This window comes from Pseudoalteromonas sp. EB27 (assembly GCF_001974875.1).
Lineage (GTDB): Bacteria > Pseudomonadota > Gammaproteobacteria > Enterobacterales > Alteromonadaceae > Pseudoalteromonas.
Genome location: NZ_MTQD01000011.1, coordinates 105,364 through 130,358, shown reverse-complemented (window position 1 = coordinate 130,358; position 24,995 = coordinate 105,364). Strand labels below are relative to the sequence as shown.

At 39.4% G+C, this 24,995-nt stretch carries 22 protein-coding genes; 16 read left to right on the top strand and 6 right to left on the bottom strand.

The window, feature by feature from the left end; translation table 11 throughout:
• The first annotated feature begins 20 nt into the window (after window positions 1-20).
• From ftsB to rpoS, 9 genes are read left to right on the top strand one after another with little or no spacing between them, the layout of a single operon-like run.
• Complete coding sequence (gene ftsB / locus BW142_RS13540) at window positions 21-308, top strand: cell division protein FtsB (RefSeq protein ID WP_024596337.1); 288 nt, start codon at window positions 21-23, stop codon at window positions 306-308.
• The gene (gene ispD, locus BW142_RS13535; protein ID WP_076925197.1) at window positions 298-999 is read left to right on the top strand and encodes a 2-C-methyl-D-erythritol 4-phosphate cytidylyltransferase; all 702 of its coding nucleotides are present in this window, start codon (window positions 298-300) and stop codon (window positions 997-999) included. Before ftsB ends, ispD begins: the two co-directional genes overlap by 11 nt.
• A complete protein-coding gene (gene ispF, locus BW142_RS13530; protein WP_076925196.1) occupies window positions 996-1,493 on the top strand; it encodes a 2-C-methyl-D-erythritol 2,4-cyclodiphosphate synthase in 498 nt (165 codons plus the stop codon). The genes ispD and ispF overlap by 4 nt, the downstream gene beginning before the upstream one ends.
• The gene (locus BW142_RS13525; protein ID WP_076925195.1) at window positions 1,490-2,542 is read left to right on the top strand and encodes a tRNA pseudouridine(13) synthase TruD; all 1,053 of its coding nucleotides are present in this window, start codon (window positions 1,490-1,492) and stop codon (window positions 2,540-2,542) included. The genes ispF and BW142_RS13525 overlap by 4 nt, the downstream gene beginning before the upstream one ends.
• Window positions 2,523-3,287 carry a 5'/3'-nucleotidase SurE gene (surE, locus tag BW142_RS13520; protein ID WP_076925194.1) on the top strand — a complete coding sequence of 255 codons (765 nt, stop codon included), beginning with the start codon at window positions 2,523-2,525 and terminating at the stop codon, window positions 3,285-3,287. The genes BW142_RS13525 and surE overlap by 20 nt, the downstream gene beginning before the upstream one ends.
• Entirely contained in the window at window positions 3,277-3,915 is a 639-nt protein-coding gene (locus BW142_RS13515; protein WP_076925193.1) for a protein-L-isoaspartate(D-aspartate) O-methyltransferase, read from the top strand. The genes surE and BW142_RS13515 overlap by 11 nt, the downstream gene beginning before the upstream one ends.
• A 9-nt stretch (window positions 3,916-3,924) precedes the next feature.
• Window positions 3,925-4,503 (top strand): YqaA family protein, encoded by a 579-nt coding sequence (locus BW142_RS13510; RefSeq protein ID WP_007584782.1) that lies wholly within the window; start codon window positions 3,925-3,927, stop codon window positions 4,501-4,503.
• Between the two features lie 41 nt (window positions 4,504-4,544).
• A complete protein-coding gene (locus BW142_RS13505) occupies window positions 4,545-5,369 on the top strand; it encodes a peptidoglycan DD-metalloendopeptidase family protein (RefSeq protein ID WP_076925192.1) in 825 nt (274 codons plus the stop codon).
• A gap of 35 nt (window positions 5,370-5,404) precedes the next feature.
• Entirely contained in the window at window positions 5,405-6,379 is a 975-nt protein-coding gene (gene rpoS / locus BW142_RS13500; RefSeq protein WP_076925191.1) for an RNA polymerase sigma factor RpoS, read from the top strand.
• A 91-nt stretch (window positions 6,380-6,470) separates the two neighbouring features.
• Here rpoS and mutS read toward each other — a convergent pair whose 3' ends face one another.
• The gene (gene mutS / locus BW142_RS13495; RefSeq protein WP_076925190.1) at window positions 6,471-9,056 is read right to left on the bottom strand and encodes a DNA mismatch repair protein MutS; all 2,586 of its coding nucleotides are present in this window, start codon (window positions 9,054-9,056) and stop codon (window positions 6,471-6,473) included.
• A 21-nt stretch (window positions 9,057-9,077) separates the two neighbouring features.
• On the opposite strand from mutS, the gene BW142_RS13490 reads away from it, so the two are divergent.
• Together BW142_RS13490 and recA are read left to right on the top strand one after the other, a co-directional pair.
• Window positions 9,078-9,566 carry a nicotinamide-nucleotide amidohydrolase family protein gene (locus BW142_RS13490; RefSeq protein ID WP_076925189.1) on the top strand — a complete coding sequence of 163 codons (489 nt, stop codon included), beginning with the start codon at window positions 9,078-9,080 and terminating at the stop codon, window positions 9,564-9,566.
• A 68-nt stretch (window positions 9,567-9,634) separates the two neighbouring features.
• Window positions 9,635-10,678: a recombinase RecA gene (gene recA, locus BW142_RS13485; protein WP_076925188.1), complete on the top strand. Its 1,044-nt coding sequence runs from the start codon at window positions 9,635-9,637 to the stop codon at window positions 10,676-10,678.
• A gap of 375 nt (window positions 10,679-11,053) precedes the next feature.
• Here the strand turns inward: recA and BW142_RS13480 are convergent, their stop codons facing one another.
• Complete coding sequence (locus BW142_RS13480; RefSeq protein ID WP_076925187.1) at window positions 11,054-13,177, bottom strand: TonB-dependent siderophore receptor; 2,124 nt, start codon at window positions 13,175-13,177, stop codon at window positions 11,054-11,056.
• A 223-nt stretch (window positions 13,178-13,400) separates the two neighbouring features.
• Complete coding sequence (locus BW142_RS13475; protein WP_076925186.1) at window positions 13,401-14,567, bottom strand: DcaP family trimeric outer membrane transporter; 1,167 nt, start codon at window positions 14,565-14,567, stop codon at window positions 13,401-13,403.
• Between the two features lie 440 nt (window positions 14,568-15,007).
• Here BW142_RS13475 and acs point away from each other — a divergent pair, with 440 nt between their 5' ends.
• Window positions 15,008-16,948 carry an acetate--CoA ligase gene (gene acs, locus BW142_RS13470; protein ID WP_076925185.1) on the top strand — a complete coding sequence of 647 codons (1,941 nt, stop codon included), beginning with the start codon at window positions 15,008-15,010 and terminating at the stop codon, window positions 16,946-16,948.
• 104 nt (window positions 16,949-17,052) lie between these two features.
• Window positions 17,053-17,703, top strand: coding sequence for a response regulator transcription factor (locus BW142_RS13465; protein WP_007584799.1), 651 nt, complete (start codon window positions 17,053-17,055; stop codon window positions 17,701-17,703).
• Between the two features lie 88 nt (window positions 17,704-17,791).
• On the opposite strand, the gene purU is transcribed toward BW142_RS13465, so the two are convergent.
• Together purU and BW142_RS13455 are read right to left on the bottom strand one after the other, a co-directional pair.
• Window positions 17,792-18,622, bottom strand: a complete 831-nt coding sequence (gene purU / locus BW142_RS13460; protein WP_076925184.1) for a formyltetrahydrofolate deformylase — start codon at window positions 18,620-18,622, stop codon at window positions 17,792-17,794.
• A 204-nt stretch (window positions 18,623-18,826) separates the two neighbouring features.
• On the bottom strand, window positions 18,827-20,713 hold the full coding sequence (locus BW142_RS13455) for a hypothetical protein (RefSeq protein WP_076925183.1): 1,887 nt from the start codon (window positions 20,711-20,713) through the stop codon (window positions 18,827-18,829).
• A gap of 309 nt (window positions 20,714-21,022) precedes the next feature.
• Here BW142_RS13455 and BW142_RS13450 point away from each other — a divergent pair, with 309 nt between their 5' ends.
• The 3 genes from BW142_RS13450 (at window position 21,023) to BW142_RS13440 (ending at window position 24,549) form a co-directional block, all read left to right on the top strand.
• Entirely contained in the window at window positions 21,023-22,000 is a 978-nt protein-coding gene (locus BW142_RS13450) for a DNA topoisomerase IB (RefSeq protein ID WP_076925182.1), read from the top strand.
• Between the two features lie 210 nt (window positions 22,001-22,210).
• Entirely contained in the window at window positions 22,211-23,536 is a 1,326-nt protein-coding gene (locus BW142_RS13445) for a L,D-transpeptidase family protein (protein WP_076925181.1), read from the top strand.
• An 11-nt stretch (window positions 23,537-23,547) separates the two neighbouring features.
• A complete protein-coding gene (locus tag BW142_RS13440; protein WP_076925180.1) occupies window positions 23,548-24,549 on the top strand; it encodes a D-Ala-D-Ala carboxypeptidase family metallohydrolase in 1,002 nt (333 codons plus the stop codon).
• A 99-nt stretch (window positions 24,550-24,648) separates the two neighbouring features.
• Here the strand turns inward: BW142_RS13440 and BW142_RS13435 are convergent, their stop codons facing one another.
• Window positions 24,649-24,957: a hypothetical protein gene (locus BW142_RS13435; protein ID WP_076925179.1), complete on the bottom strand. Its 309-nt coding sequence runs from the start codon at window positions 24,955-24,957 to the stop codon at window positions 24,649-24,651.
• Window positions 24,958-24,995: the final 38 nt, after the last annotated feature.

Genomic DNA, 24,995 nt, shown 5'->3' with positions numbered 1-24,995 from the left:
TTTAAAATAAGGAGTGTTAAATGCGTATTTTTCAAGTTGGCTTACTGTGCTTAGCACTGTTTGTACAATACAGATTATGGTTTGGTCATAATGGTTTACAAGACTACACACGGCTAAAAGGTGCTGTAGCGTCGCATCAAGTAACTAACGAAAAGCTCATTAAACGTAATAAAGTACTTAAAGCAGATATTGAAGACTTAAAGCTTGGCCAAGAAGGCATTGAAGAGCGTGCACGCAACGAATTGGGAATGATTAAACCGGACGAAACATTTATTCGTGTTTTACCGGGCAAACAATATGACAAATAAACAGACTATTGCAGCAATTGTACCTGCAGCGGGTGTTGGCAGTAGAATGCAGCACAATGCGCCTAAGCAATATATACAATTAGCCGGTAAAACTATTTTAGAACACACCTTAGCTAAACTTTCCCAATTATCTCAATTACGTACTATTGTTGTTGCTCTTAGCGACAGCGACCCCTATTTTGATGAACTCCCACTGCTTGATAAGCGCATTGTGCGAGCCAGTGGCGGTAAAGAGCGAGCCGATTCTGTGCTCAATAGCTTACTTTTTTTAGCGCCTAACCCGCCTACATGGGTATTGGTGCACGATGCTGCCCGTCCGCTAGTTAATATCAGTGATATAGAACGTTTGATTGATGAATGCGTAAGCGCTGATGAAGGCGGTATTTTAGCTAGTAAAGTAAAAGACACCATAAAACGTGGCCACGAGTACAGCGAACAAACGGTGCCACGAGACGATTTATGGCAAGCACTTACCCCCCAGTTTTTTAAATATAACGAGCTTAAAAGTGCGCTTCAAAACGCATTAGCAAGTGGGGTAACTATTACAGACGAAGCAAGTGCAATTGAATGGGCGGGTAAACCGGTAAAGCTTGTAGCAGGCCGCAGCGATAATATTAAAATAACCACGCCAGAGGATTTAGATTTGGCTGGGTTTTTATTACACAAACAACAAAACGAGAGTGCATTATGATACGAATTGGCCATGGTTTTGACGTACATAAATTTGGCGGCGAAGGCCCGTTAACTATTTGTGGTGAAAAAATTGATTACCCACAGGGCTTTTTAGCGCACTCAGATGGTGATGTTGCTATTCATGCATTATGCGATGCTATTTTAGGCTCGCTTGCAATGGGTGATATTGGTAAGCACTTTCCAGATACGGCAAGCGAGTATGAAAATATCGACAGCCGTATTTTACTTCGCCATGTAGTGAGCTTAGCTAAAGAGCAAGGTTATGTACTTGGTAATGGTGATGTAACTATTGTTGCTCAAGCACCAAAAATGCTGCCACATATTCAAGCTATGCGCGCTAATTTAGCTAGCGATTTAAATTGTGACCTTTCGCAAATTAACGTTAAAGCCACTACAACCGAAAAGCTAGGCTTTGAAGGGCGCAGGGAAGGTATTTCGAGCCATGCAGTGGTTATTATGAATAAAGATCTTGCGAGTACAACAAACGCATGAGCGATTTAAATTATTTATACGGTGCTCCGCTTTCTAAAGCTGATTTTAAAACCACTGCTGAAGACTTTATGGTTGATGAAGATCTTGGTATAGAATTTACTGGTAGTGGCGAACACGTGTGTTTGCAGGTGGTTAAAAAAGGCGAAAACACGCAATATGTTGCCAAGCTAATTGCGCAGCGTGCGGGTGTATCCCCTCGAGACGTAAGTTACGCTGGCATGAAAGATCGCCACGGTGTGTGCTCGCAGTGGTTTAGTGTGAAAGTACCGATTAAAAAGCCTATCGATTTTAGTGATTTAAATAGTGAGAGCATTTTTATTGTGTCGCAACAGCGCCACGATCGTAAATTACGTACGGGCTGCCACAAGGGTAATAAATTTACTATTACGCTTCGTAACGTGACTGAGCCGCTTGATATTTTATGCCGTATTAACGCTGTACGCGCAGGTGTACCTAACTATTTTGGCGAGCAGCGTTTTGGACATGGCGGCCATAACTTAGTAATGGCTGAAAAAATGTTTGCCGGTGAGCGTATTCGCGATAAAAAACTGCGCGGTATTATTATTTCAGCAGCGCGTTCTCATGTATTTAATCAAATAGTAAATTTACGTGTTAAAGAGCATGGTTTAGCTAAAACAATGCACCGTGAAGTATTTATGCTAAGCGGCAGTAATGCATTTTTTGAAGATGCAATTAACGACGAAAACATAGAGCGATTAGCCACTGGCGATATTATGATGTCGGCACCTATGGTGGGTAAAAGTGAAAAAGGCCTAACCGAGCAAGAAAAAGTATGGCTTGAACCATATCAAACATGGTGTGATGGCTTAGGTGAGCTAGGCCTAAAAAATGAGCGCAGGATGCTGCGTTTAATTCCGCAAAACTTAACGGTTGAGACCATAGATGAAACCAGTTTAAAACTGAGTTTTGGTTTGCCAAAAGGATGTTTTGCAACCGCATTATTACGCGAGCTGGTGGATTACACAGATGCAAGTCCACGAGAGCGCAAAGAAAAGGATAATGACATAAATGAAGATACTGTTAAGTAACGATGATGGCGTAAATGCCAAAGGTATTGCGGTTTTATATCAGGCGCTTATACAAATTGCAGATGTAACCCTTGTTGCACCTGATCGCAACTGTAGTGGTGCTAGTAATTCTTTAACATTAATGAACCCGCTACGCGCAACAACGCTTGAAAATGGTTTTATGTCGGTTAATGGCACACCTACAGATTGTGTACATTTAGGTGTAAATCAGTTAGTTGATGAAAAACCCGACCTTGTTGTTGCTGGTATTAACCATGGTGCCAATTTAGGCGACGATACGCTTTATTCAGGCACTGTTGCCGCTGCAACCGAAGGTCGCCACTTAGGCTTACCTGCAATTGCAGTATCGCTTTGCTCACATAAAGGTGAGCATTTTGAAACAGCCGCTGCTGTCACCGTAAATATTATTAAAGGCTTGGCTTCGCACCCGCTTCCAAAAGATCAAATAATAAATATAAATGTGCCAGATATTCCATTAAGTGAATTAAAAGGGGTGCAAGTAACACGTCTAGGCGCTCGTCATAAAGCCGAAACCATGACCAAACAAACCGATCCTTGGGGTCGTGATATTTATTGGTATGGATCGCTGGGTACAGAGAGTGATGCAGGTGAGGGGACCGACTTTTACGCAATCAATAACGGTTATGCCTCTGTTACGCCATTAAGTGTTGATATGACAGCTAAAGATAGCTTAAAAGCAGTAGGAGACTGGTTAGCCGATTTGGAGATTAATCGTGCTCGCTAATTATTCCCGCAGTGCAAAAGCGCTATCTGACTTACTAAAGCGTGAAGGTGTTGAAGATACACAAGTACTTAGTGCTATAGCTGATGTTCCACGTCATGTGTTTATAGATGATGTGCTCAAACACAAAGCCTATGAAAATACAGCGCTACCGATTGGGCAAGGGCAAACTATTTCTCAGCCTTATATAGTCGCGCGTATGACTGAGTTACTTCGCTTAGCTGGTGTGCGCAATAAAGTGCTGGAAATTGGTACTGGCTCTGGATATCAAACTGCAATATTAGCCAAAACGTTTACAAAGGTTTATTCGGTAGAGCGTATTAAAACGCTTCAGTGGCAGGCAAAACGTCGATTGCAACAACTCGATTTATATAATGTAACCATGAAGCATGGTGATGGTTGGCAAGGCTGGCAATCACAAGCACCTTTTGATGGTATTATAGTGACTGCTGCGGCCTCTAAAGTCCCGCAAGACTTACTTGCTCAGTTAGCCGATGGAGGCGTGTTATTAGCGCCCATTGGTGAGAGTGTTCAAAAATTAGTAATGGTTATCCGCGAAGGCGGTAATTATAAAGAGCATGTTATTGCTCCCGTTAGATTTGTGCCGTTAGTACCTGGCGATATTGAATAGGAATTCATTTTGAAGTTGTTTACCAAATTATACGATATGGCCCTAGTGTGGGCAAAGCACCGCCATGCGGAACGTTATTTAGCTGCAATGAGCTTTGCAGAGTCAGTTTTTTTTCCAATCCCACCTGATGTAATGCTTGCACCTATGTCGCTTGCACAACCTAAAAAAGCATGGCGTTTTGCAAGTTTTGCCACAATAGCATCGGTTGTTGGTGGAGTCGTTGGTTACTTGCTTGGATTTTGGCTATTTGAACCCGTTGTTGAGCCATTGATTGCACAAATGCACTGGCAAGAAAAGTTTGATATCGCATTAAATTGGTTTAAAGATTACGGTGTTTGGGTTGTGTTTTTAGCTGGTTTTTCGCCTATACCATATAAAGTATTTACCATTGGCGCAGGTGTTTTACAAATGGCATTTTTGCCATTTTTGCTCGCATCGGCCATTGGACGTGGTGCGCGATTCTTTTTAGTTTCAGCCTTAATGAAGTGGGGCGGGGCTAAAATGGAAGCAAAATTACGTCAATATATTGAAATACTTGGTTGGGGATTAGTGGTATTAATTGCGCTAGCGTACTTTTTATTGCGTTAAGCGTTAAAAATATCAATTGTCTAATTTGGGAGAAAAATACAATGAATAAACAGTTTTTACTGTATGTGACTATATTTGTTGGTGTTTTTCTCTCTGGTTGCTCTTCTCGCCATATTCCAGCGCCTGTTAGCAGCCTAAATAATAATGTTAATGATTTAGGTCACACCATTAACATAAATGGCGATATTTATAAGGTGCAAAAAGGTGATACGCTCTACTCTATAGCCTTTAGCGCCGGTCAAGATTTTAGATTACTTGCAAAAAACAATTCAATTCCATCACCTTACACAATTTTTCCTGGGCAAAACATCTCCTTAATCTCCAAGCCTGAAAAAACAAAAAGGGATGGAAAGTATACGAATTCGAGTAAAAAGTCTATAAAAAACACACAAAAAAATAACATAATATTAAAGAAAGAGCTTGATCCTCCAAAACAACGAGAGTATGTTCAGAAACAAGCCAGTAACAAAGTTAGTAATGCTAAACGTTTGTCGAGCAGTAAAGTTAAGTGGTTTTGGCCTGCAAAGGGCAAAATTACCAAACGCTTTTCTAATAAGGAAAACGGTTATAAAGGTTTACAGATTACTAATCGCAAAGGGGCTTCAGTCTTAGCCGCGGCACAAGGAACAGTGGTATACGCGGGTAACGCTCTTCGAGGATACGGTAGTTTAATCATATTGAAACATAATGATGATTACCTAAGTGCTTATGCACATAACTCGAAATTACTTGTTAAAGAAAAGCAGAAGGTTAAGGCAGGACAAAAAATAGCAGAAATTGGTAATTCAGAATCTCCGGTCACCGCGCTTCGTTTTGAAATTCGCTACCGAGGGCAATCTGTCAATCCTGCTAAATACCTACCTTAATTTTTAGGTATTGATAATTGCTCGGGAGAAGGCTTATGGCTAACGCAGCAAAACTTGACAAACATACTACGACTGATGAAAAATTCGATGACATCGATGCTGATGAAAGTACAACGCTACTAGAAAAAGTAGAAGACGATGAAATTTTTGCAAAAGAAGAAGTAACTAAAAACCTTGATGCAACCCAACTTTATTTAGGCGAAATTGGTTTTTCTCCTTTGCTTAGTGCTGAAGAAGAAGTGTTTTTTTCTCGTAAATCACTTCGAGGTTGTGAAGCCTCACGTAAACGTATGATCGAAAGTAACCTACGTTTAGTTGTTAAAATAGCACGCCGTTACAACAACCGTGGCCTTGCTCTACTCGATTTAATTGAAGAAGGTAACTTAGGCTTAATTCGCGCGGTTGAAAAATTTGACCCGGAACGTGGCTTTAGATTTTCTACTTACGCTACCTGGTGGATACGTCAAACAATTGAACGTGCCATTATGAATCAAACTCGCACCATTCGCTTGCCAATACATGTTGTAAAAGAGCTTAATGTTTACTTACGTACAGCACGTGAATTAACTCAAAAGCTTGACCATGAACCAACAGCTGACGAAATTGCAGCGTGCCTAGACAGACCCGTTGAAGACGTAACTAAAATGCTACGTTTAAACGAGAGAATAGCATCGGTTGATATGCCGATTGGTGGTGAAAACGACAGTGTACTACTTGATATCATCCCAGATGAAAAAAGTGCAGGCCCTGAAGGCGAAGTACAAAACAATGATATTAATAAGCACATTGTAGATTGGTTAGGTGAATTGAACCCTAAACAACGCGAAGTGTTAGCTCGTCGATTTGGACTGCTTGGCTACGAGCCATCGACACTTGAAGATGTAGGTCGTGAAATTGGCTTAACACGTGAGCGTGTAAGACAAATTCAGGTAGAAGCATTACGTCGTTTAAAAGACATTTTGCAACAAGAAGGTTTAAGTACGGATAGCTTGTTTAATCAGTTTTCGTAATAGCTTAAATAATTTAAGAGATTATGTGTGTTAAAAAGCCGAAGAATTTATTCTTCGGCTTTTTTTATGCTTGCAAATTAGAAGATATAAATTACAACAATGCTTTTAGTTTATATAATAAATCGTGCGCTTGGCGTGGCGATAGATTATCAGGGTCGATAGCGCTTAACTGCTCTTCCACTTCAGAAGGTGTACTTTGCGCAGCTTCGTTATTAAAAGTAAAGGCTTGTTGCTCTGTACTTGGTGCAGTAACGCTTTGATGATTTTCAAGTAACTTAAGTTTTTGCTTTGCTTGTGCTATTACAGCTTTTGGCACACCCGCAAGAGCAGCTACCTGTAAGCCAAAGCTCTTACTTGCTGCGCCATCAAGTACTGTATGCATAAAGGCGATTGTATCGTTATGTTCTATTGCATCAAGGTGCACGTTTACAAGACCTGTTGTTTGTTCAGCAAGTTCTGTTAACTCAAAGTAGTGAGTAGCAAATAATGTTTTAGCTGATATTTTTGACGCTAAATGATCGGCTGTTGCATACGCAAGCGAGAGCCCATCGTAGGTACTTGTACCGCGACCAATTTCATCCATTAATACTAAAGACTGCGCCGTGGCATTATTTAAAATAGTTGCTGTTTCGGTCATTTCTACCATGAAGGTTGAGCGACCTGATGCTAAATCATCGCTAGCACCAATACGTGTAAATATGCGATCGATATTGCCTATTTTAGCGCTGTCTGCAGGTACATAACTGCCAATGTGAGCCATTAATACAATAAGTGCTGTTTGGCGCATATAGGTTGATTTACCGCCCATGTTTGGACCCGTAATAATCAACATTTTACGTTGGCTGTTTAATTCAACAGGGTTGGCAATAAATGGTTCTTTCATTACTTGTTCAACAACAGGGTGACGACCTTGCTTAATGCTTATATTGTCGTTATCGCACAGTTCTGGTTTTGCATAATTGAGTGCAAGTGCACGTTCGGCCAAGTTATTTAACACGTCTAAATCGGCCAGTGCTGCTGCCATCATTTGAAGTTGCTCTATGTGTGGAGCAATAAATCTAAACAACTCTTCGTATAGTTGCTTTTCAAGCGCTAAGGCTTTTGATTGGCTACCAAGTACTTTATCTTCGTGCTCTTTAAGCTCAGGAATAATATAGCGTTCGTTATTTTTAAGTGTTTGACGACGAATGTAGTCGGCTGGCACTAAGTGAGCATTGGCGCGGCTTACTTCAATAAAAAAGCCATGTACGCGGTTATAACCAATTTTAAGCGTACTAATACCCGTGCGTTCGCGTTCACGCAACTCTAGTTGATCAAGTACGTCGGTTGCACCTTTACTTAAGTTACGCCACTCATCTAGTTCGCTGTTGTAACCAGGGGCAATAACACCACCGTCACGAATTAGTACCGGTGGGTTTTCTATCACTGCACGTTCTAATAACTCTTGTAAATCAGGGAGCTCAGGCGAGTGCTTGATAATACCCGCTATACGAGGATCGTTAGCATCACCTAACAAAGAATGCAGTGGTGCAAGTGCTTGTAATGCACTGCGCAGGCGAGTTAAATCGCGCGGGCGAGCTGTGCATAAAGCTAGGCGTGCAATAACACGCTCTACATCACCAATCTCTTTTAATGATTCGTGTAATTCACCGCACAGTTGTACATCTAAAATGGCACTAATTGCATTTAAGCGTGAATTTAGCTCGTCTTTATTACGTACAGGTGTATGAATATGGCGCTTAAGTAAACGAGAACCCATTGGCGTTGCTGTTTTATCAAGTACCTGGGCAAGTGTATTTTCAAACCCGCCTGATAAATTAACGGTAAGTTCTAAATTTTTACGGGTTGCGGCATCTAAAATAACAGCGTGTTCGTTGTGCTCAAGTGTAATTGCACGAATATGTGGCAGTGCAATACGCTGTGTATCTTTTACGTATTGCATCAGGCAACCAGCAGCAACAAGTGCGCTGTGAGCTTTATCAACACCAAAGCCAACTAAATCTTTAGTACCAAACTGATCGCATAATAAGTGCTGAGCCGTATCTAAGTCGAACTCCCACTCTGGGCGACGACGAGCACCTTTTATATGCTCAATTAAATGGAAGTTTTCAAAGCTTTCGCTATATAGCAATTCTGCCGGAGCTAAGCGTTGAATAGTTGAGCTAAAAGCTTCATCGGTACTAACCTCTACAACGTTAAAGCGACCAGAGTTAATATCAAGGTACGCAATACCGTATAAACCTTTTTTACTTTGCCAAACGCTGGTAAGTAGGTTGTCTTGTCGTTCTTGTAAAAGCGCTTCGTCAGAAATAGTACCTGGCGTTACAATACGAACAACTTTACGATCGACAGGGCCTTTACTCGTTGCGGGATCCCCAACTTGTTCACAAATAGCCACTGATTCGCCCATTTGAACTAGACGTGCTAGGTAGTTTTCTACTGCATGATAAGGTACGCCCGCCATAGGGATAGGATCGCCACCGGCTTTGCCGCGATGAGTTTGCGAAATATCGAGTAATTGAGCGGCGCGTTTAGCGTCATCAAAAAAGAGTTCGTAAAAGTCGCCCATACGATAAAACAATAAAATATCGCGATGCTCTGATTTTATTTTTAGATACTGCTGCATCATAGGGGTTTGTTGTTTTATAGTGTGTGGTGCATAAAGATCAAACGACATGTATTTACCCAAAGGCTGAATATGGAATTACATCAAGAGATTAAAACACTTGCTGCGCAATTAGGCGCTATTTTAACGGATAAATGCTTATGGATCACTAGTGCTGAGTCATGTACTGGTGGCGGAGTGAGTTATGCCCTTACAGATACCCCTGGAAGCTCTGCTTATATTGACCGTGCATTTGTCACTTACAGCAACCAAGCAAAGCAGGATTTGCTAAATGTAAGTGCCAGTACATTAACGCAATTTGGTGCTGTGAGCGAGCAAACCGTGCGCGAAATGGCATTAGGTGCAATTAAGGCTGCGAACGCCAATATTGCTATAGCTATATCGGGTATTGCAGGACCCGGTGGTGCCACCGAAGATAAACCAGTTGGTTTAGTGTGGTTTGGTATACAAATTAACGACAAGCAACTTGCATTAAAGCAAGTATTTACCGGTGATAGGGCTCAAGTTAGACTGCAAGCTATTGTATTTTCATTAAAAAGTGTAATTGATGAGATAAAATGAAAAAATTAACTTGATACTGTGATTTCATACAGTATACTTGGTTCCATTAGCTGGATTTGGAGAATAAAATGAACGATAACAAACAAAAGGCGTTGGACGCTGCACTATCACAAATTGAACGTCAATTTGGTAAAGGCTCAATTATGAAATTGGGTGATAACAAAGCGTTAAATATTGAATCTGTATCTACAGGTTCATTAGGCATCGATATTGCCTTAGGCATAGGTGGTTTACCTATGGGACGTATTGTTGAAGTGTATGGTCCTGAATCATCAGGTAAAACAACACTTACTTTACAAGTTATCGCCGAAGCTCAAAAAGAAGGCAAAACATGTGCCTTTATCGATGCTGAGCATGCTCTAGATCCAATTTATGCACAAAAGCTTGGTGTTAATATTGACGAGCTTTTTGTATCGCAGCCAGATACAGGTGAGCAAGCACTAGAAATTTGTGACATGTTAGTACGCTCAAGCGCGGTAGACGTTGTTATTATTGACTCGGTTGCTGCACTTACACCAAAAGCTGAAATTGAAGGCGACATGGGCGACTCGCACATGGGCTTACAAGCACGTTTAATGTCACAAGCATTACGTAAGCTTACTGGTAACATTAAACGCTCTAACACGTTATGTATTTTCATTAACCAAATCCGTATGAAAATTGGTGTTATGTTTGGTAACCCAGAAACAACAACGGGTGGTAATGCACTTAAGTTTTACGCATCGGTACGTATTGATATTCGTCGTATTGGTTCTGTAAAAGAAGGTGACGAGGTTGTTGGTAACGAAACTCGCGTTAAAATTGTTAAAAACAAAGTTGCTCCTCCGTTTAAACAAGCTGAATTTATCATCATGTATGGTGAAGGTATTTCTAAGCAAGGCGAGTTAATTGATTTAGGTGTTAAGCACAAAATTGTTGAAAAAGCAGGTGCTTGGTATAGCTACTGCGGCAACAAAGTTGGCCAAGGTAAATCTAACTCAATTAAGTTTTTGAAAGAAAATCCAGAAATTGCAGATGAGATTGAAGGCAAGTTACGCGAAATGCTTTTACTAAAAGCAACTATTGAACCAGAAGATGGTGAAGATAAGTTAGGCGATGACGCTGACCTTTAACAGCCTAAAAATGAGTTTTTAAGCTTGATTTGACCCGAGCTTTAAAAAGCGCTAATCAGTAATGATTAGCGCTTTTTTGTTTTTAAGCTTTTATTAAGTTGATAATAATTATACCAATCAGCTTAATTAAGTAATCTACTTTAAGAAAAGAAAACCTTGTTGATAACGAGAGAAAAACTTCGTTATTTAGTTGATATCGGCAATTTTTTTTGTACTGCTATGCATTAGTAAATTCGAAACTTTAACGCAATTAGCGTCAGGTTTAACCCTTATAATTGATAAAGTATTATTGCGGGTTAGTATTACAGCCATAAAAATAAAAACGACACATAGTATGTGTCGTTTTTAAAATTAATTAAAATTTTTTAATTAATTTTATAGTTGCCAGTTAACTGATAGCGCGTAGTTACGTGGCGCACCGTAGTAGCCTTGAGCCCAGTATAGGCTGTGCAAATATTTTTCACCAGTGGTGTTATTCACATTAAATGTAACGCCTACGTTGTCTGTAATTTCGTAAGTGGCCATTAAATCAAGTAACCCGTAGGCATCTTGATGGGTCGTCACACTTGCAATACCATTAGCATCGCTAACTTGTACTCGGCTAGTTGAATCCTGCCAGCGGTAATTTGCACCAAATGATAAACCATCAATTAAAGGTACTTGGTAAGTTGCTGCTATTTTAAGTTGGTTTTCTGGTGTGTAATCTTTTACTAAATCATCACCATCAATATTTAAATTACTAAAGCTAATACTTGCACTTAAATCATCTGTAAATTTACCGCTTAGCTCTACTTCAAAGCCATCACTATTAATTCCATCTGCGGCGTAGTAGCGAGTATCATCTGGTAATGAGTTAGGTATAGCAATAGCAAGGCCGTCTTGTTTTGCATCAAAATAAGCGAATGTCACAAATAGTTGATCGTCAAGAAGCTGCGCTTTAATCCCTATTTCACTACTTTTCCCTGTAATTGCAGGGAGTTGATTTGCATTTATATCAAGTTCTTTTTGCGGGACAAATGTTTCAGTGTAGCTAGCGTAAGCAGAGAAAGACTCGGTAAAGTCGTATACAGTACCAATGTAAGGTATTAGCTCTGAGTCATTGCGAGTTTGAGCAACACCGTACGCTGTACCTTTTGTTTCCCAATCCGTATAACGCGCGCCAGCAAGTATACTTAGTGGCTCACTTAATCTGATACGAGTTGATATATACGCCGACTTTTGCTCATTCGTTATATCGCTTCCATTTACGCCATCAGCAAGTGTTGCTTGTGGCATTACCCCATCCCACGTTTTAAGTGATGGCATTGCCGGAAAGCCATTGCCTGTGGTGTAATCGTAAAGAGACTGCTCGGTGTAATCCATTTTTGCTTGGCTAACACCAAATGCCAAGTCATGCTCTTGGCCAAATAAATCAAACTTCCCGCTCGCATACAAATCAAATAAGTCGTGCTTATCTTCGTAGTCATAACGGCTTGCATAACCGGTTAAGCCAAGCTCTGTTTCTCTATCTGGTGTACCGTATACGTAAAACAACTCTGAGTCTTGCTCGTTTTCGATGTGAGCATAGCGTGCTCTAGCCACCCATGTTGCTGATAAGTTTTGTTCGAGCGTTACATATACTTGCTCTGCACTGTTATTCCAGTATGACCAATCAGAAGCCGTGCTTGTTGACTCATCGTAGTCAGTTGGTGTGCCGTCAGTATAATAAAGAGGCAGCGCTCCCCAAAGCGGGCTGTCAGCATCTTTTTGCTGATTAACGTAGTTAACACTTAATAGTGTGCTGTCCGTTAATTTACCTTCGTAGGCTAAGTAAATAATTGTTTTATCTGTTTCGTAACGATCTAAGTATGAATCAGCTTTTTGTTTTGTAAATACAGCACGTACGGCGTGTTCTTCATTTATTGGCGTAGATACATCTAAATCTAATCGTTTTTTATTCCACGAACCATATGACACAGACGCATTAGCTTGTGTGTTATATGTTGGTTTCTTTAAAACCATATTTACAGTTGCAGAAGGATTACCCGCGCCGGTCATTAAGCCATTAGCGCCACGAACAATTTCTACACGGTCGTAAATTGAAGTATCAAGACTGCCTTGAATTGACCCTGAGCTTTGTGGAATACCTAAGCCATCAACTTGAAAGTTCGTAATTTCAAAACCACGAGCTTTAAAGTAAGTACGGTCGGTTTCTATTTGCTCTACTGTTACGCCTGGCGTGCTCTCAAGTACTGAGTTTATATCGTCTAATGAAAAGTCGTCCATGAGTGCGCGTGATACTACCGAGATTGACTGTGGTGTTTCTTTAATTGTTAAACCAAGTTTGGTAGCCGATTGTGCCTCTTCTGTTATGTAGTTTTTGTGATGCTGACCATATACCGCAATTTTTTCGAGAGGTTCATTTTTTACAGTTGCTTCATCAGCAAGTGCATAACCAGATAGAATTAAAGAAGTAGCAAAGCTTAGTTTAGATAAACGCAAAACTTGAGGGGACGACATAAGTTTTTCCAGTTAGTTCAAAAAGAAGTGCGTAACTTAATCTAAATGATAGCGATTTGCAATTGAGTTGTATGTTTTTTACCTATTATTATTCTATTTTGTTGGATTTTAGCGTCATATATAGAGATTATGGGTACGAATTGATGAATTATATAGAACTTAATATCGCTTATAAAAAAAGCGGCCAAGGCCGCTTTTTTTTAAGTAGTTAGCTTTTTAGTTATTAAAAAGAGTATTTAACAGAGAACTGTAAACGATCTAAATTGCCATCTACGCCGCTTTCAGTTTCACGCTCAGCATGTTTTAGCTCAGCTCCAAATGTTAGGCGTTTAACAGGGGAATATAAAATGTTAGCGCTATAGCTTTGGCTTGATTCTGTCGGATCGCCAGAAATAACTAATAGATCAGTGTTGTTATCAGCAGAGAAGAATGAGTATAAGAACGTTGAACGCCATTGGCTTGTCCACTTGTGCTGGTAAGCAACAAAACCAGAAGTCGAATCAATGGCATCTAGTTCATCGCCATTAAGTACTGCGCCGTGAGCAACGTTTAAGCCTACGTAACGGCCTAAGCCTTTACCTTGAGTAAGCATAAATTTAAGGTTGTCTTCACCAAGGTTTATTTTACCTGATGCGCTAATACCAAAAGATGTTTCATCTGCATCAACACTGCCTACTTTATAAGTTAGTTGGCGAGCAAGCGCTGCAACAACAATGTTACCCCAATCAGCTTTATGCGTGTAACGAGCTGTAAAGTCAGGTAATGATGCATCATCAGTTACTACCATACCGCTTGTAGTAGAAATTGTACTTTCTGGGTTTTCTAATGAGAAAGACCATGCGCCAGTGGTATACTTAATTTGCGATTGGCGAACAAATATAGTGCCTTCAGCTGGGCCTACAAAATCAAGCGTTTCAGCAAGGGCACCCACGTTTTGAAAGTTAGACCATGTTTGACCAAATAACCAACCGTCGTATGTCACAAACGCATGGCGAATACGTGGAGCATAAGAGTTTGATACACGTTCATTACCGCCAGCAGCTGAGGCTAAAAAATCAATCTCAATTTTAGTGTTAACGGTCTTACCGTTATCCATAACAGTAGCTGTGCCAAAGTTAAAGCGTGACTCGCGAGCATGCATATCAAACACGGCATCTGAGCTGTTATCGTCGCCAACTGTAAGTGTACTTGGTACGTAAAAGTCACGACCTACGTTTGAACCTGCAGGCGCACCCGCTGAATAATCACTCCACATAGAGTCGAGCTTAATGTATCCACCGTAAGTAAATTCGGTATCACCAATTTTTGCGGCAGTCGCTGCATAAGCAGTACTTGATAGTGCACATAGTACAGCGCTTGCTGCCAATGTTTTTAATGGGGTAAATTTCATTGTGGTGTCCTTTATAGGCTACTTGTTATTTGTTACTTTTTTTCATGTAAGGTTGTATTACTTGCTACGAGTATTACTTACGAATAAAAAGGGTTGTTAATTTGGCTTTCAATTCACTTTCTATTTTCATTCGTTAAATAAAGCATTTTAGTAAGTACAACAAAATATCTTTATTTAGAGTACGAGAACACTGTTGAATATGTGCAATATTTACTCAATTACCTATTGGTCTATAAGACTAAGGTTTGAGAACAGATTAGTTTGTATTCACTTACATTTAACGCGTTGTATTATTTATGTAAAAAAATTGAAAGCAGAAGGATTATAAACTACAAATGAGGAAATTGAAGGGGTGTACAACTAAGGTCTAATACTTAATGTAGCACTGCTGAGTAATCCTTGATAAAAGCTTAAGGCAAGTAATTTAAATGGAGACTAAGATGTCACAAAGTATCTATCCAGTTCCTGCGCATATTAAAGATGCGACTCTCATTGATAAAAGTAAATATAATACGCTTTACAAGCAATCTATTGATGACCCAGAAAGTTTTTGGCGTGAGCATGGCAAACGTCTTGATTGGTCTACTCCTTATACCAAAGTTAAAAATACGTCTTTTGATAAAGGTCACATAAATATTAAATGGTATGAAGATGGCTACCTTAATGCTTCGTATAATTGTATTGACCGCCATCTAAAAACCAAAGCCGATAAGGTTGCGCTTATTTGGGAAGGTGATAGTCCATCTCAAAGCGAGAGTATTACTTATCAGCAGCTGCATGATGAAGTTGCTAAGTTTGCTAATGGCTTAAAAAAATTAGGTGTGCAAAAAGGTGACCGCGTAGCGATTTATATGCCTATGACGCCACAGGCTGTGTATGCAATGCAAGCTTGTGCACGTATTGGTGCTATTCATTCTGTTGTATTTGGTGGTTTTTCACCTTCAGCTATTGCCGATCGTATTAGAGATTCGGGTGCCAAGATTGTTATTACATCAGATGAAGGACGCAGAGCAGGTAATTGTGTACCACTAAAAGCAAACGTTGATGAAGCTGTTGCACAAGATACAGTGACTTCAATTGAACACGTTATAGTACATCAATTAACAGGCGGCGAAGTTGATTGGAATGAACATGACATTTGGTGGCATGACTTAGTTGCAGATTTACCAGCGCAGTGCGAGCCAGAGCCAATGAATGCTGAAGATCCATTGTTTATTTTGTATACGTCAGGTTCAACAGGTCAGCCGAAGGGTGTTGTGCATACCACAGGAGGCTACTTAGTTTACTCATCAATGACACATGAATACGTGTTTGATTTAAAAGAAGACGATGTGTATTGGTGTAGTGCCGATGTAGGTTGGATCACAGGACACAGCTACATTGCATACGGGCCATTAGTAAACGGTTGTACGCAAGTTTTATTTGAAGGTGTACCTACATACCCAACAGCCGGGCGTATGGGTGAAATTGTTGATAAACACGGTGTAACTATTTTATATACTGCGCCTACAGCAATTCGTGCATTAATGGCGAAAGGTGATGAGCCAATTGCTTCATCAAACCGTGATAGTTTACGTATTTTAGGTTCGGTAGGTGAGCCAATAAATCCAGAAGCATGGACGTGGTATTACGAGAGTATTGGTAAATCTAATTGTCCGATTGTTGATACGTGGTGGCAAACAGAAACCGGTGGCATTATGATCACGCCATTACCAGGTGCTACTGATACAAAACCTGGTTCTGCGACACATCCATTTTTTGGTATTGCGCCTGCATTATTTGATGCTGAGGGGAATAACCTTGAGGGTGCTGTGGACGGTAATTTAGTTATTTTAGATAGCTGGCCATCGCAAGCGCGAACTGTTTACAACGACCATGAACGTTTTGAACAAACTTATTTTAGCGCCTACCCAGGTGTTTACTTTACAGGTGACGGTTGTCGTCGTGATGAAGACGGGTATTACTGGATCACAGGACGTGTGGACGATGTACTTAACGTATCAGGCCATCGCCTTGGTACAGCCGAAATTGAAAGTGCTTTAGTTGCGCACGAAGCAGTAGCCGAAGCTGCAGTAGTGGGTTACCCGCATGATATTAAAGGCCAAGGTATTTATGTTTATATTACGCCTAACGAAGGTGTAACAGTAAGCGATGAGTTAACAAAAGAGGTACGTAACTGGGTTCGTAAAGAGCTTAGCCCAATAGCATCACCAGATATGATTCAATGGTCACCGGGTTTACCTAAAACGCGCTCAGGCAAGATTATGCGTCGTATTTTACGTAAAATCGCTGCAAATGAGCACCAACAACTCGGTGATACGTCAACGCTTGCAGATCCATCTGTAGTTGATGAACTAATCGAGAACAGATTAAATCGTTAAATGTGCGTTAAAAACTTGATTACAAGTTGATTCTAAACGTAGTATATCGGCTGTCAGTAAGGGTTTTATACCTAACTGGCAGCCGAATTCATTAGGAGTGAACCATGAGTCAGTTTTTAATAGCGGACGATCATCCGTTATTTCGTGAAGCACTAAAGGGCGCATTGAGCGCAAAATTTGAAGGTTTAGAGGTTTTTGAATCATCCGATTTTGACAGCACACTGCAAGTGTTAAGCGAGCAAGAGGATCTTGATATATTACTGCTAGACCTTCACATGCCAGGTAATGGTGATTTATATGGTCTTATTCGTATTAGAGAAGAATACCCAAGCTTACCAATTGCCGTTGTTTCGGGTAGTGAAGACGCTAATATAGTTTCAAAAGTAATGGGTTACGGCGCTATGGGTTTTATTCCTAAATCGTCATCGTCTGATGATATTGCCAGTGCAATTAACCAAATACTTGAAGGCGATACATGGCTACCAAAAGAGCTAAAAAACAAAGTAGCTGAAATTGAAGGTGAAGACCGAGAAATAGCAGCGCAAGTTGCCTCATTAACACCTCAACAATACCGAGTACTGCAATATCTGCACGAAGGTTTACTTAATAAGCAAATTGCTTATGAACTGCACATATCAGAAGCGACAGTAAAAGCACACATTACAGCCATATTTAGAAAACTCGGCGTGTACAATCGTACCCAAGCCGTTTTAATTGCCGCTAAATTAAAACTCGAGCCAATAGAGCAGGCATAATTTACATTTAAAAAGTCACTTGCTTATTTATGAGCAAAAAAATGCCAGCAACAATGCTGGCATATTTTTATGTGTAGAATAATTAATGCTAAGAAAACACTACGGTTTTATTACCATTAATAAATAGCTTGTGCTCTGAGGCAAGTTGCAGTGCTTTACAAAACACTGTTTTCTCAACATCTTTACCCATTTTTGCCATCATTTCAGCTGTATTAGCGTGCGTCACGCTGGTTACATCCTGCAAAATAATAGGGCCTTCATCAAGCTCGTTGTTCACAAAGTGAGCGGTGGCGCCAATGATCTTTACGCCGCGCTCAAATGCTTGATGATAAGGTTTAGCACCAATAAATGCTGGTAAAAATGAGTGATGAATATTAATTATTTTGCCTTCAAAGCGACCCACAAATTCAGGGCTCAAAATACGCATGTATTTGGCAAGGCCAATAATATCAGGGTTGTAGCTGGCAATTAAATCACCTACTTTCTGATCGTGCTCGCTACGGGTTAACCCTTCATGCGATACAACATGAAACGGCACACCAAACCCTTTTGCTAGTGGCTTTAAATCAGCATAGTTAGCAATTACAGCTAATACTTCAATATTAAGAGTTTGTTCAAATTGCTTTAATAACATGCCACCTAAACAATGGGCTTCTTTAGTTGCCAGTAAAACTACTTTAGTTTTTGCGCCGCAATGCAGGGCAAGTTTAGCGCCTTGTGGTAGCAATGCACGCAGTTGGTCTAAAAAGTCGCTTTGTGGCTCACCTGTAAGCTCTGTACGCATGAAAAATCGCTGCGCGTCTTTATCTACAAACTCGTTGTTACGCGTAATGTTTAAATTGTTTTTATGACAAAGCCCTGTGATTTTAGCTATTAAGCCTACGTCGTCAGCACATTGGGTGGTTAATATATAGCTCATTGTCCTCATTCTTACCCCGTGATTAATACCTCATTATTTGTGTTTTGGCATATAAAGCAAGGGCTTTGTGGACTAATCCAATATTAATCATGTTGTTGAGTATAAAAGAGGTAATAAAGTTAAAAAGTATTGAATAGAGGTTAAAAAAATGCCACCTAATTTAACAAGGTGGCATTAATACTACTTATCCAGAGTTTAGGTTAATTAACCCTTAGGTTCAGGAGATAAGTTTTCTTCTTGTCTTAAATACCCAGCAGCTTCTTCGTCATCTTTAGCTATCGCTTGCTGAGTAGGTATTGCGCGCGTTTGTTGGTTTAATTGATGTATTTGTGACGCATTACCTAAATCACGCTCACTGGTGATTGAGGCGATAGATTCACGGTCTTTCAAGAACGCGATAACGTCTTTTTTGATTGCTTGTAATTGCCCTTCGTCTTTATGCATTTCCATAATATGGCGAGGATGTTCAAGGTTTTTCATGCCTGTTGCTGCAAACGTAGTAGAAACAACACGAGAAACAATAATCCAAGGCGTTATGCTACTGCGTACTAACGTATTTTCTGAGCGGGTACTATCATGAATACCCGTACCAGTTGATATTTTAGACTCAGTAAATGTGCCTTCACATTTAAAATATACCAATAGTGATTCAAATTGCATTTCAGCAAAAAATAAATGAGCTGTGTTTGTTAGCAATTGCGCAAATGCTTTAATAAGTATACCTATTAGCAATAAGTGAAAGCTTGTCATTAATAGCTCACTAAATTGAACAACATGTTGGTTATTAAATGCTTGTTTAAAGCTACTAATATTTGCCGCGTCAACGTAATGATAAATATTGATAAACGAATACGCTAAAAACACAGTAAACGCCAACGCTACAATATAAAGTAAGTTACCGCTCACTAAAGAAATTAGCCTTGCTAACGAGAAGTTTTTACCTAAATCCATTGAGTGCAATTTAGGCTGAATTTCTTGGATCATTTCACCTTTAAAACCGCCTTTACCTTCAATTTGTTCTTGAAGTTTAGGGTCTAATTCTCTGTAAACTCTGTTAGGTACCTCTTTATAACGACGATTAGCCATTACTAAGTTATCAAGGTTTATAAAAATTTCGTCTGGATGAACAGACTCTTGCCAGTTTTCACGTAGTTCTGATACTTCAGCCGAAGGTGTAACTGCATTTAAACGCGCTTTAATCATAATAAAAGCAATTGCGCAGCTCAGAGTAGCTAATACAATAATCGCAATTAAGTACATGCCAGCATGAAGACTAGGTAGTTGCTCAATCCAGCCATCTATTTCTTGTTTGCTAATGTGTTGTTCTTTCATCAGCCATGACATAGAAAGACCAATAGCGATTGGTAGAATAAAAGATAAAGAAATAATTTTAGCGAGTGCACCGGTACCAAGTGCTTCAATATTTTTTTCAGCGTTTCTAGAAATAGGTTTACCCGTAGAGCGCCACGAAAAAAGCACGTAGAACATTAATATGGCACTATAAACAGGAAATGCTAATTCGCCTGCTTCACCGGTAAAACCCGATAAAGATACAAATGCTACAAGGCCATAAGCAATAAGTGCAACAAGGGTACTTACCCATGAGCCAAATAAGCGCTGAGCAACATTACGAATAGGATAAGGTAGGAATAATAACTTAGGGATTAAACTGTGTAGTAAACGTGATAAAAAACCATTAGGCTCTTTAAATGTACTATTTTTACGACCAACCAACATTTCTTCTAGTGATTGCGCTGTATAGGCTACTTCTTTTTGTTCTTCTTGAGCGGTTGATGCTTGTGATTTGCTGTAGTTATAAGCAAGTGAAGTAGGGTGGTTTCTGCCTACAAAATACTTAAGAGTTGCATAAATACCACTTGAAAGTGAGCGAATGCCGAATGCTAAAATAAGCATGCCAAACACCATTAAAATCCATCCAGCGGTTGTATCTTCTTTCACTGAGCCCGCAGCAATAACAAGTAAACTAATACCCGCTATAGACTCAATGAGTCCTCTTAGCGCTGTTACTTTACCTTCTAGTTTGAAGGGGTTTTTTAGTCCAAGATCAATCGATCCATAATCAAAAGCCATTGAATTCTCCATTTAAACAGCACCCCATTACGGGGGACAAAAGTGTAATTAATCTGAACTTAGGATAATAAATCTATCTCAAGTAGTTTTTAGCGCGAAGTGCATTGAGTTTAATCGTAATAGACTTTTTGCTTGCGCGTAAGTGCGTCCTACTTTTACAAAAACCTAAATAGAATTATTAATATATATTAAGTATTTATAGTTGTTATTAGTTTTTTATTATATATCAATAATCTTGTTCAGTTTAAGGTTATTTTAAAGTGATACATTTTATATTTCGACGCATACTTAAATATAACTGGAGGGTAAATGAAACTAATTTATGTAGACGATAATTTGCCAGGGATCACTCGTAAACTTAAGCACAAAAGTTGGCTTTACTTCGATCCAATAGGAAAGCAAATAAAAGAGCAAAATGTGATTGATCGTTTAAATGGATTGGCATTTCCGCCTGCCTATAAAAACGCCTGGTTTTGCCCAGAAGAAAATGGGCATATTTTAGCGACAGGGTTTGATAGTAAAGGGCGAAAACAATACCGCTATCATCCTGAATTTAGAGCGCAACAAGAGGCTAAAAAATACCAAGCATGTGGAGTGTTTGGTAATAAACTTCCTTTGTTAAGAGCTCGTTTAGAAACAGACTTACAAGGTGATGAGCTTAATATTGAACGTACTTTAGCGGCAGTTGTAAGGCTTATGGATTTAGGTGCGCTGAGGGTAGGTAACGAGCGTAACGTAAAGCAAAATAAAAGTTTTGGTGCTACAACATTACGCACACGCCATGCAAAACTCACGGGTAAAAATATTCAGCTAAAGTATCGTGCTAAATCAGGCAAGGAGCGTGAAGTAAATGTAACCGATAGAGTGCTTAGTCATGTAATAAAAGACTTACAAGATTTACCCGGCCAGCATTTGTTTCAGTATATAAATGAGGGTGAGTGCACTAATGTTACATCAAGTGAAATAAATCAATATATTCAGCAAATAATGGGTGAGGAGTTTAGTGCAAAACACTTTAGAACCTGGCGAGCAAGCGTAATTGCATTTAAACAATTAGCTAAAGCGAAAGGAGCGCTTACTTTAAAAAGTATGCTTGATAGTGTCTCCCAGCAACTGGGTAATACTCCAGCTATAGCACGTAAATCTTATGTGCATCCCGATTTAATTATGCTGTGCAAAGAAGATGAAGATACTCAAACTGCGTGGAGAGAGTCGCTTTCATTACCACGAAAAACGAAGTACTTGAGTCGTTATGAACGTGGTTTTTTAGCTTTTTTAAAAGATTAATTGCCATAGCAACTTTACACACTTAAGCATACTAATTACATATTCACTAATCTAATTTATTAACGTTTAAAAAACGAGTTTTTAAAAAGTCATTAAATTTCAAACGTTTACTGTTAAATTTTAATTTGGCATTACCGTTGCACCTCCAGTGTACTACTTAGTGGTAAGTACAAAAGCATTTATCAACGATATTTAGCGAGGAGGTACACAGTGAAGGGGTCATTTTCAAATCAAGGGTTTACTAAAGCAAAGCGTTTTACTTTAAAAACTGCATTGTTTATTAGCATGAGCGGCTTATGCTCAGCACCTGCTCTCGCTGCTAATGAGCTTGAGAGTGTAGTGCTCGCTAACTCTTCACTAACTACTTACAACTCACAAAAGTACATGCAAGCTGATGACAGCTACTACTTTGATCAATATTCATCGCAGTTAATTGAACGTACAGAAAAGGCCATTAATTGGTATCAAGAAGTTGTTAATAAAGGAGGTTTTACTCACTTATATAACGATGAATTGCTTGAACTAGGCAGCAATAATAAAGAGGTAAACTTACTTGCACAGCGTTTATACCAAGAGCGTGACTTAAAAAATAATGTGTGTGACGAGTCTATATGTACGTTTGATAAACATATAGAACAAGCCGTTAAGCAATTTCAAAGCCGCCATGGTTTAAAAGTTGATGGCCGAGTGGGTAAGCGAACTTTTGCTTCACTTAATGTGCCCGCAAAGCAAAAACTCGATAAATTAAAACTTAACTTTTATAGAATAACTAACTTTGCAGGCGCAAGTGATGAGCAATATGTGTATGTAAATATTCCTGAATATAGCTTACGGTTTGTAAAAGCGGGCGATGTGAAATTAAAAAATAACGTAATTGTAGGTAAACCAAGTTGGGAAACACCTGCATTTAGCGACGAAATAGAAAAGTTTGTAGTTAACCCTGAATGGCGTATACCCACCTCAATCGCTACTAAAGAAATTGCTCCAAAGGTAGCCGAGGATCCTGACTACCTTGTAAAAAATAACATTGAAATTAGAAAAAACAGCTACCTAGACTCACAAACTGTTAATCCTAGCAATATTGATTGGGATTCTATTAAGCCATATCAATTTGATCACTTTTTAGTTAAACGTGCTGGTGAAGAAAACCCTCTAGGAGAGGTTAAGTATTTATTTCCTAACGCCGAAGCAATTTATGTTCACGATACACCAGCAAAACAGCGTTTTAGCCAATCAAATCGTGCTTTATCGCATGGCTGTATAAGGATAGAGCAACCCTTTTCGTTAGCGCGTGAAATTATTAAGCACGAAGGAGAGGCACAAACACTTAATCATATAGACAGCGCACGTACTCAAAACAGTACTCAAACGTTTCATTTAGACGAGCCTCTTCCTATTCATTTAGTTTATTGGACTGCATGGGTTGATGAAAATAAGCTGGTTAACTTTAGAGATGACATTTATCAACGCGATAAAAAAGCATTATTAAAAAATGATGAACAATTGGTGATTGCCGCTTTGTTAAAAAATAAATAATGAGAGGGTTTATGCAATTTATTCATTATATTTCTATCGCCGTATTCACACTTATATTTAGCAATAATGTATTTGCTGCAGCGCCCACAAAAGCTGCGCATCAGGTGGTTGATATAAAAAATAAAGCTAACTTTGAAGATGCAGAATTTAGCTTGAAAATTAACGATATAGTTATGCCATACTCGGTGTTTTCGGTGTTTGTAATGCCCCAAGAGCAGGTTGAGTTTGAAGTGCTTTTTGCGCAATCAAAAAAAGCCTACAATTTAATTAATACTCAAGGAAAGTCCGAGCTTACGGACACTAACCGCTGGCAATGGCAAGCACCCAAAGAGCCTGGTTTAACAACGGTAATTATTGAGTCGCCCGATAAAAAACAGCGTATGAAAATTAACGTTTTTGTAAAAGTACCCGCAGACCACGTTGAAGGAGGAAAGCTCAAGTATTACCACATTGGCCACTACCCTAAGCCTTCACAGATTAAAGACACTGCACATTACATAGTGCCCGATGGATTTGTTGAGGTAACGCCTGAAAATGAAAACGTAAAAATATCACCTCACTTTTCACTAAAAGAGTTTGTTAGTAAGCAGCGAAGTAAGCACCCAAAGTATTTATTTTTACAAAACAAGTTGCTACTTAAACTAGAAAAAATACGCAAAGAGCTCATTTTAGAAAACATACCTGTCAGTAATATGGTGGTTATGAGCGGTTACCGAACTCCGTACTACAATAAATCAATTGGCAATGTAAAACTTAGCCGACACGTATTTGGTGATGCTGCCGATATTTTTATAGATAACGATGGCAACTACCGCATGGATGACATAAATAATGACGGTAACTATTCAATTGGTGACGCTAAAGCTATGGCTGATATAGTGGAGTCGTTAGCTAGACGTGAATCATTTAAAGGTTTGTTAGGTGGTTTAGGTATTTATGGGCCTAAGTCGCACAGGGGCGCATTTATACATGTTGATACGAGAGGTTTTAAAGCGCGTTGGGTGAGTAAGTAGTTACATCAACTTAACTATTTTTAGTTACACAGGGATTATGCAAGTGCAGACTAATGGATAGTGTTGAGCTTCACTTTATTTAAAAGTATTGAGCACTTGCTAGTGGTCAATACTTTCTCTTTTTGCGATGAGTTTTATCACACGTTGCTCTTTCATCGTTGCACTACTTTCTTCCAGTAATATATCGCTAAAGCTTGGGTTATATAATCTAGGCCTACTGAAATTACGTAGCACGGACGCGACCCACGTAAAAGATGCACTGGAAGAATTATCTTCTGTCGCTTTAGCCTCAGCATTTTTCAAAAGCTGATAAACCTTGATCGCACGCTCTGGGTAAGCGTAATCATCAATTGTTATCCAAGCTTCATGTAGCTCTTGCAGTGAATAATTTAAATAGTCTACTTCCATATTATTCTCCGTTAGTCATAAAAGAGCTCTACGCGTGT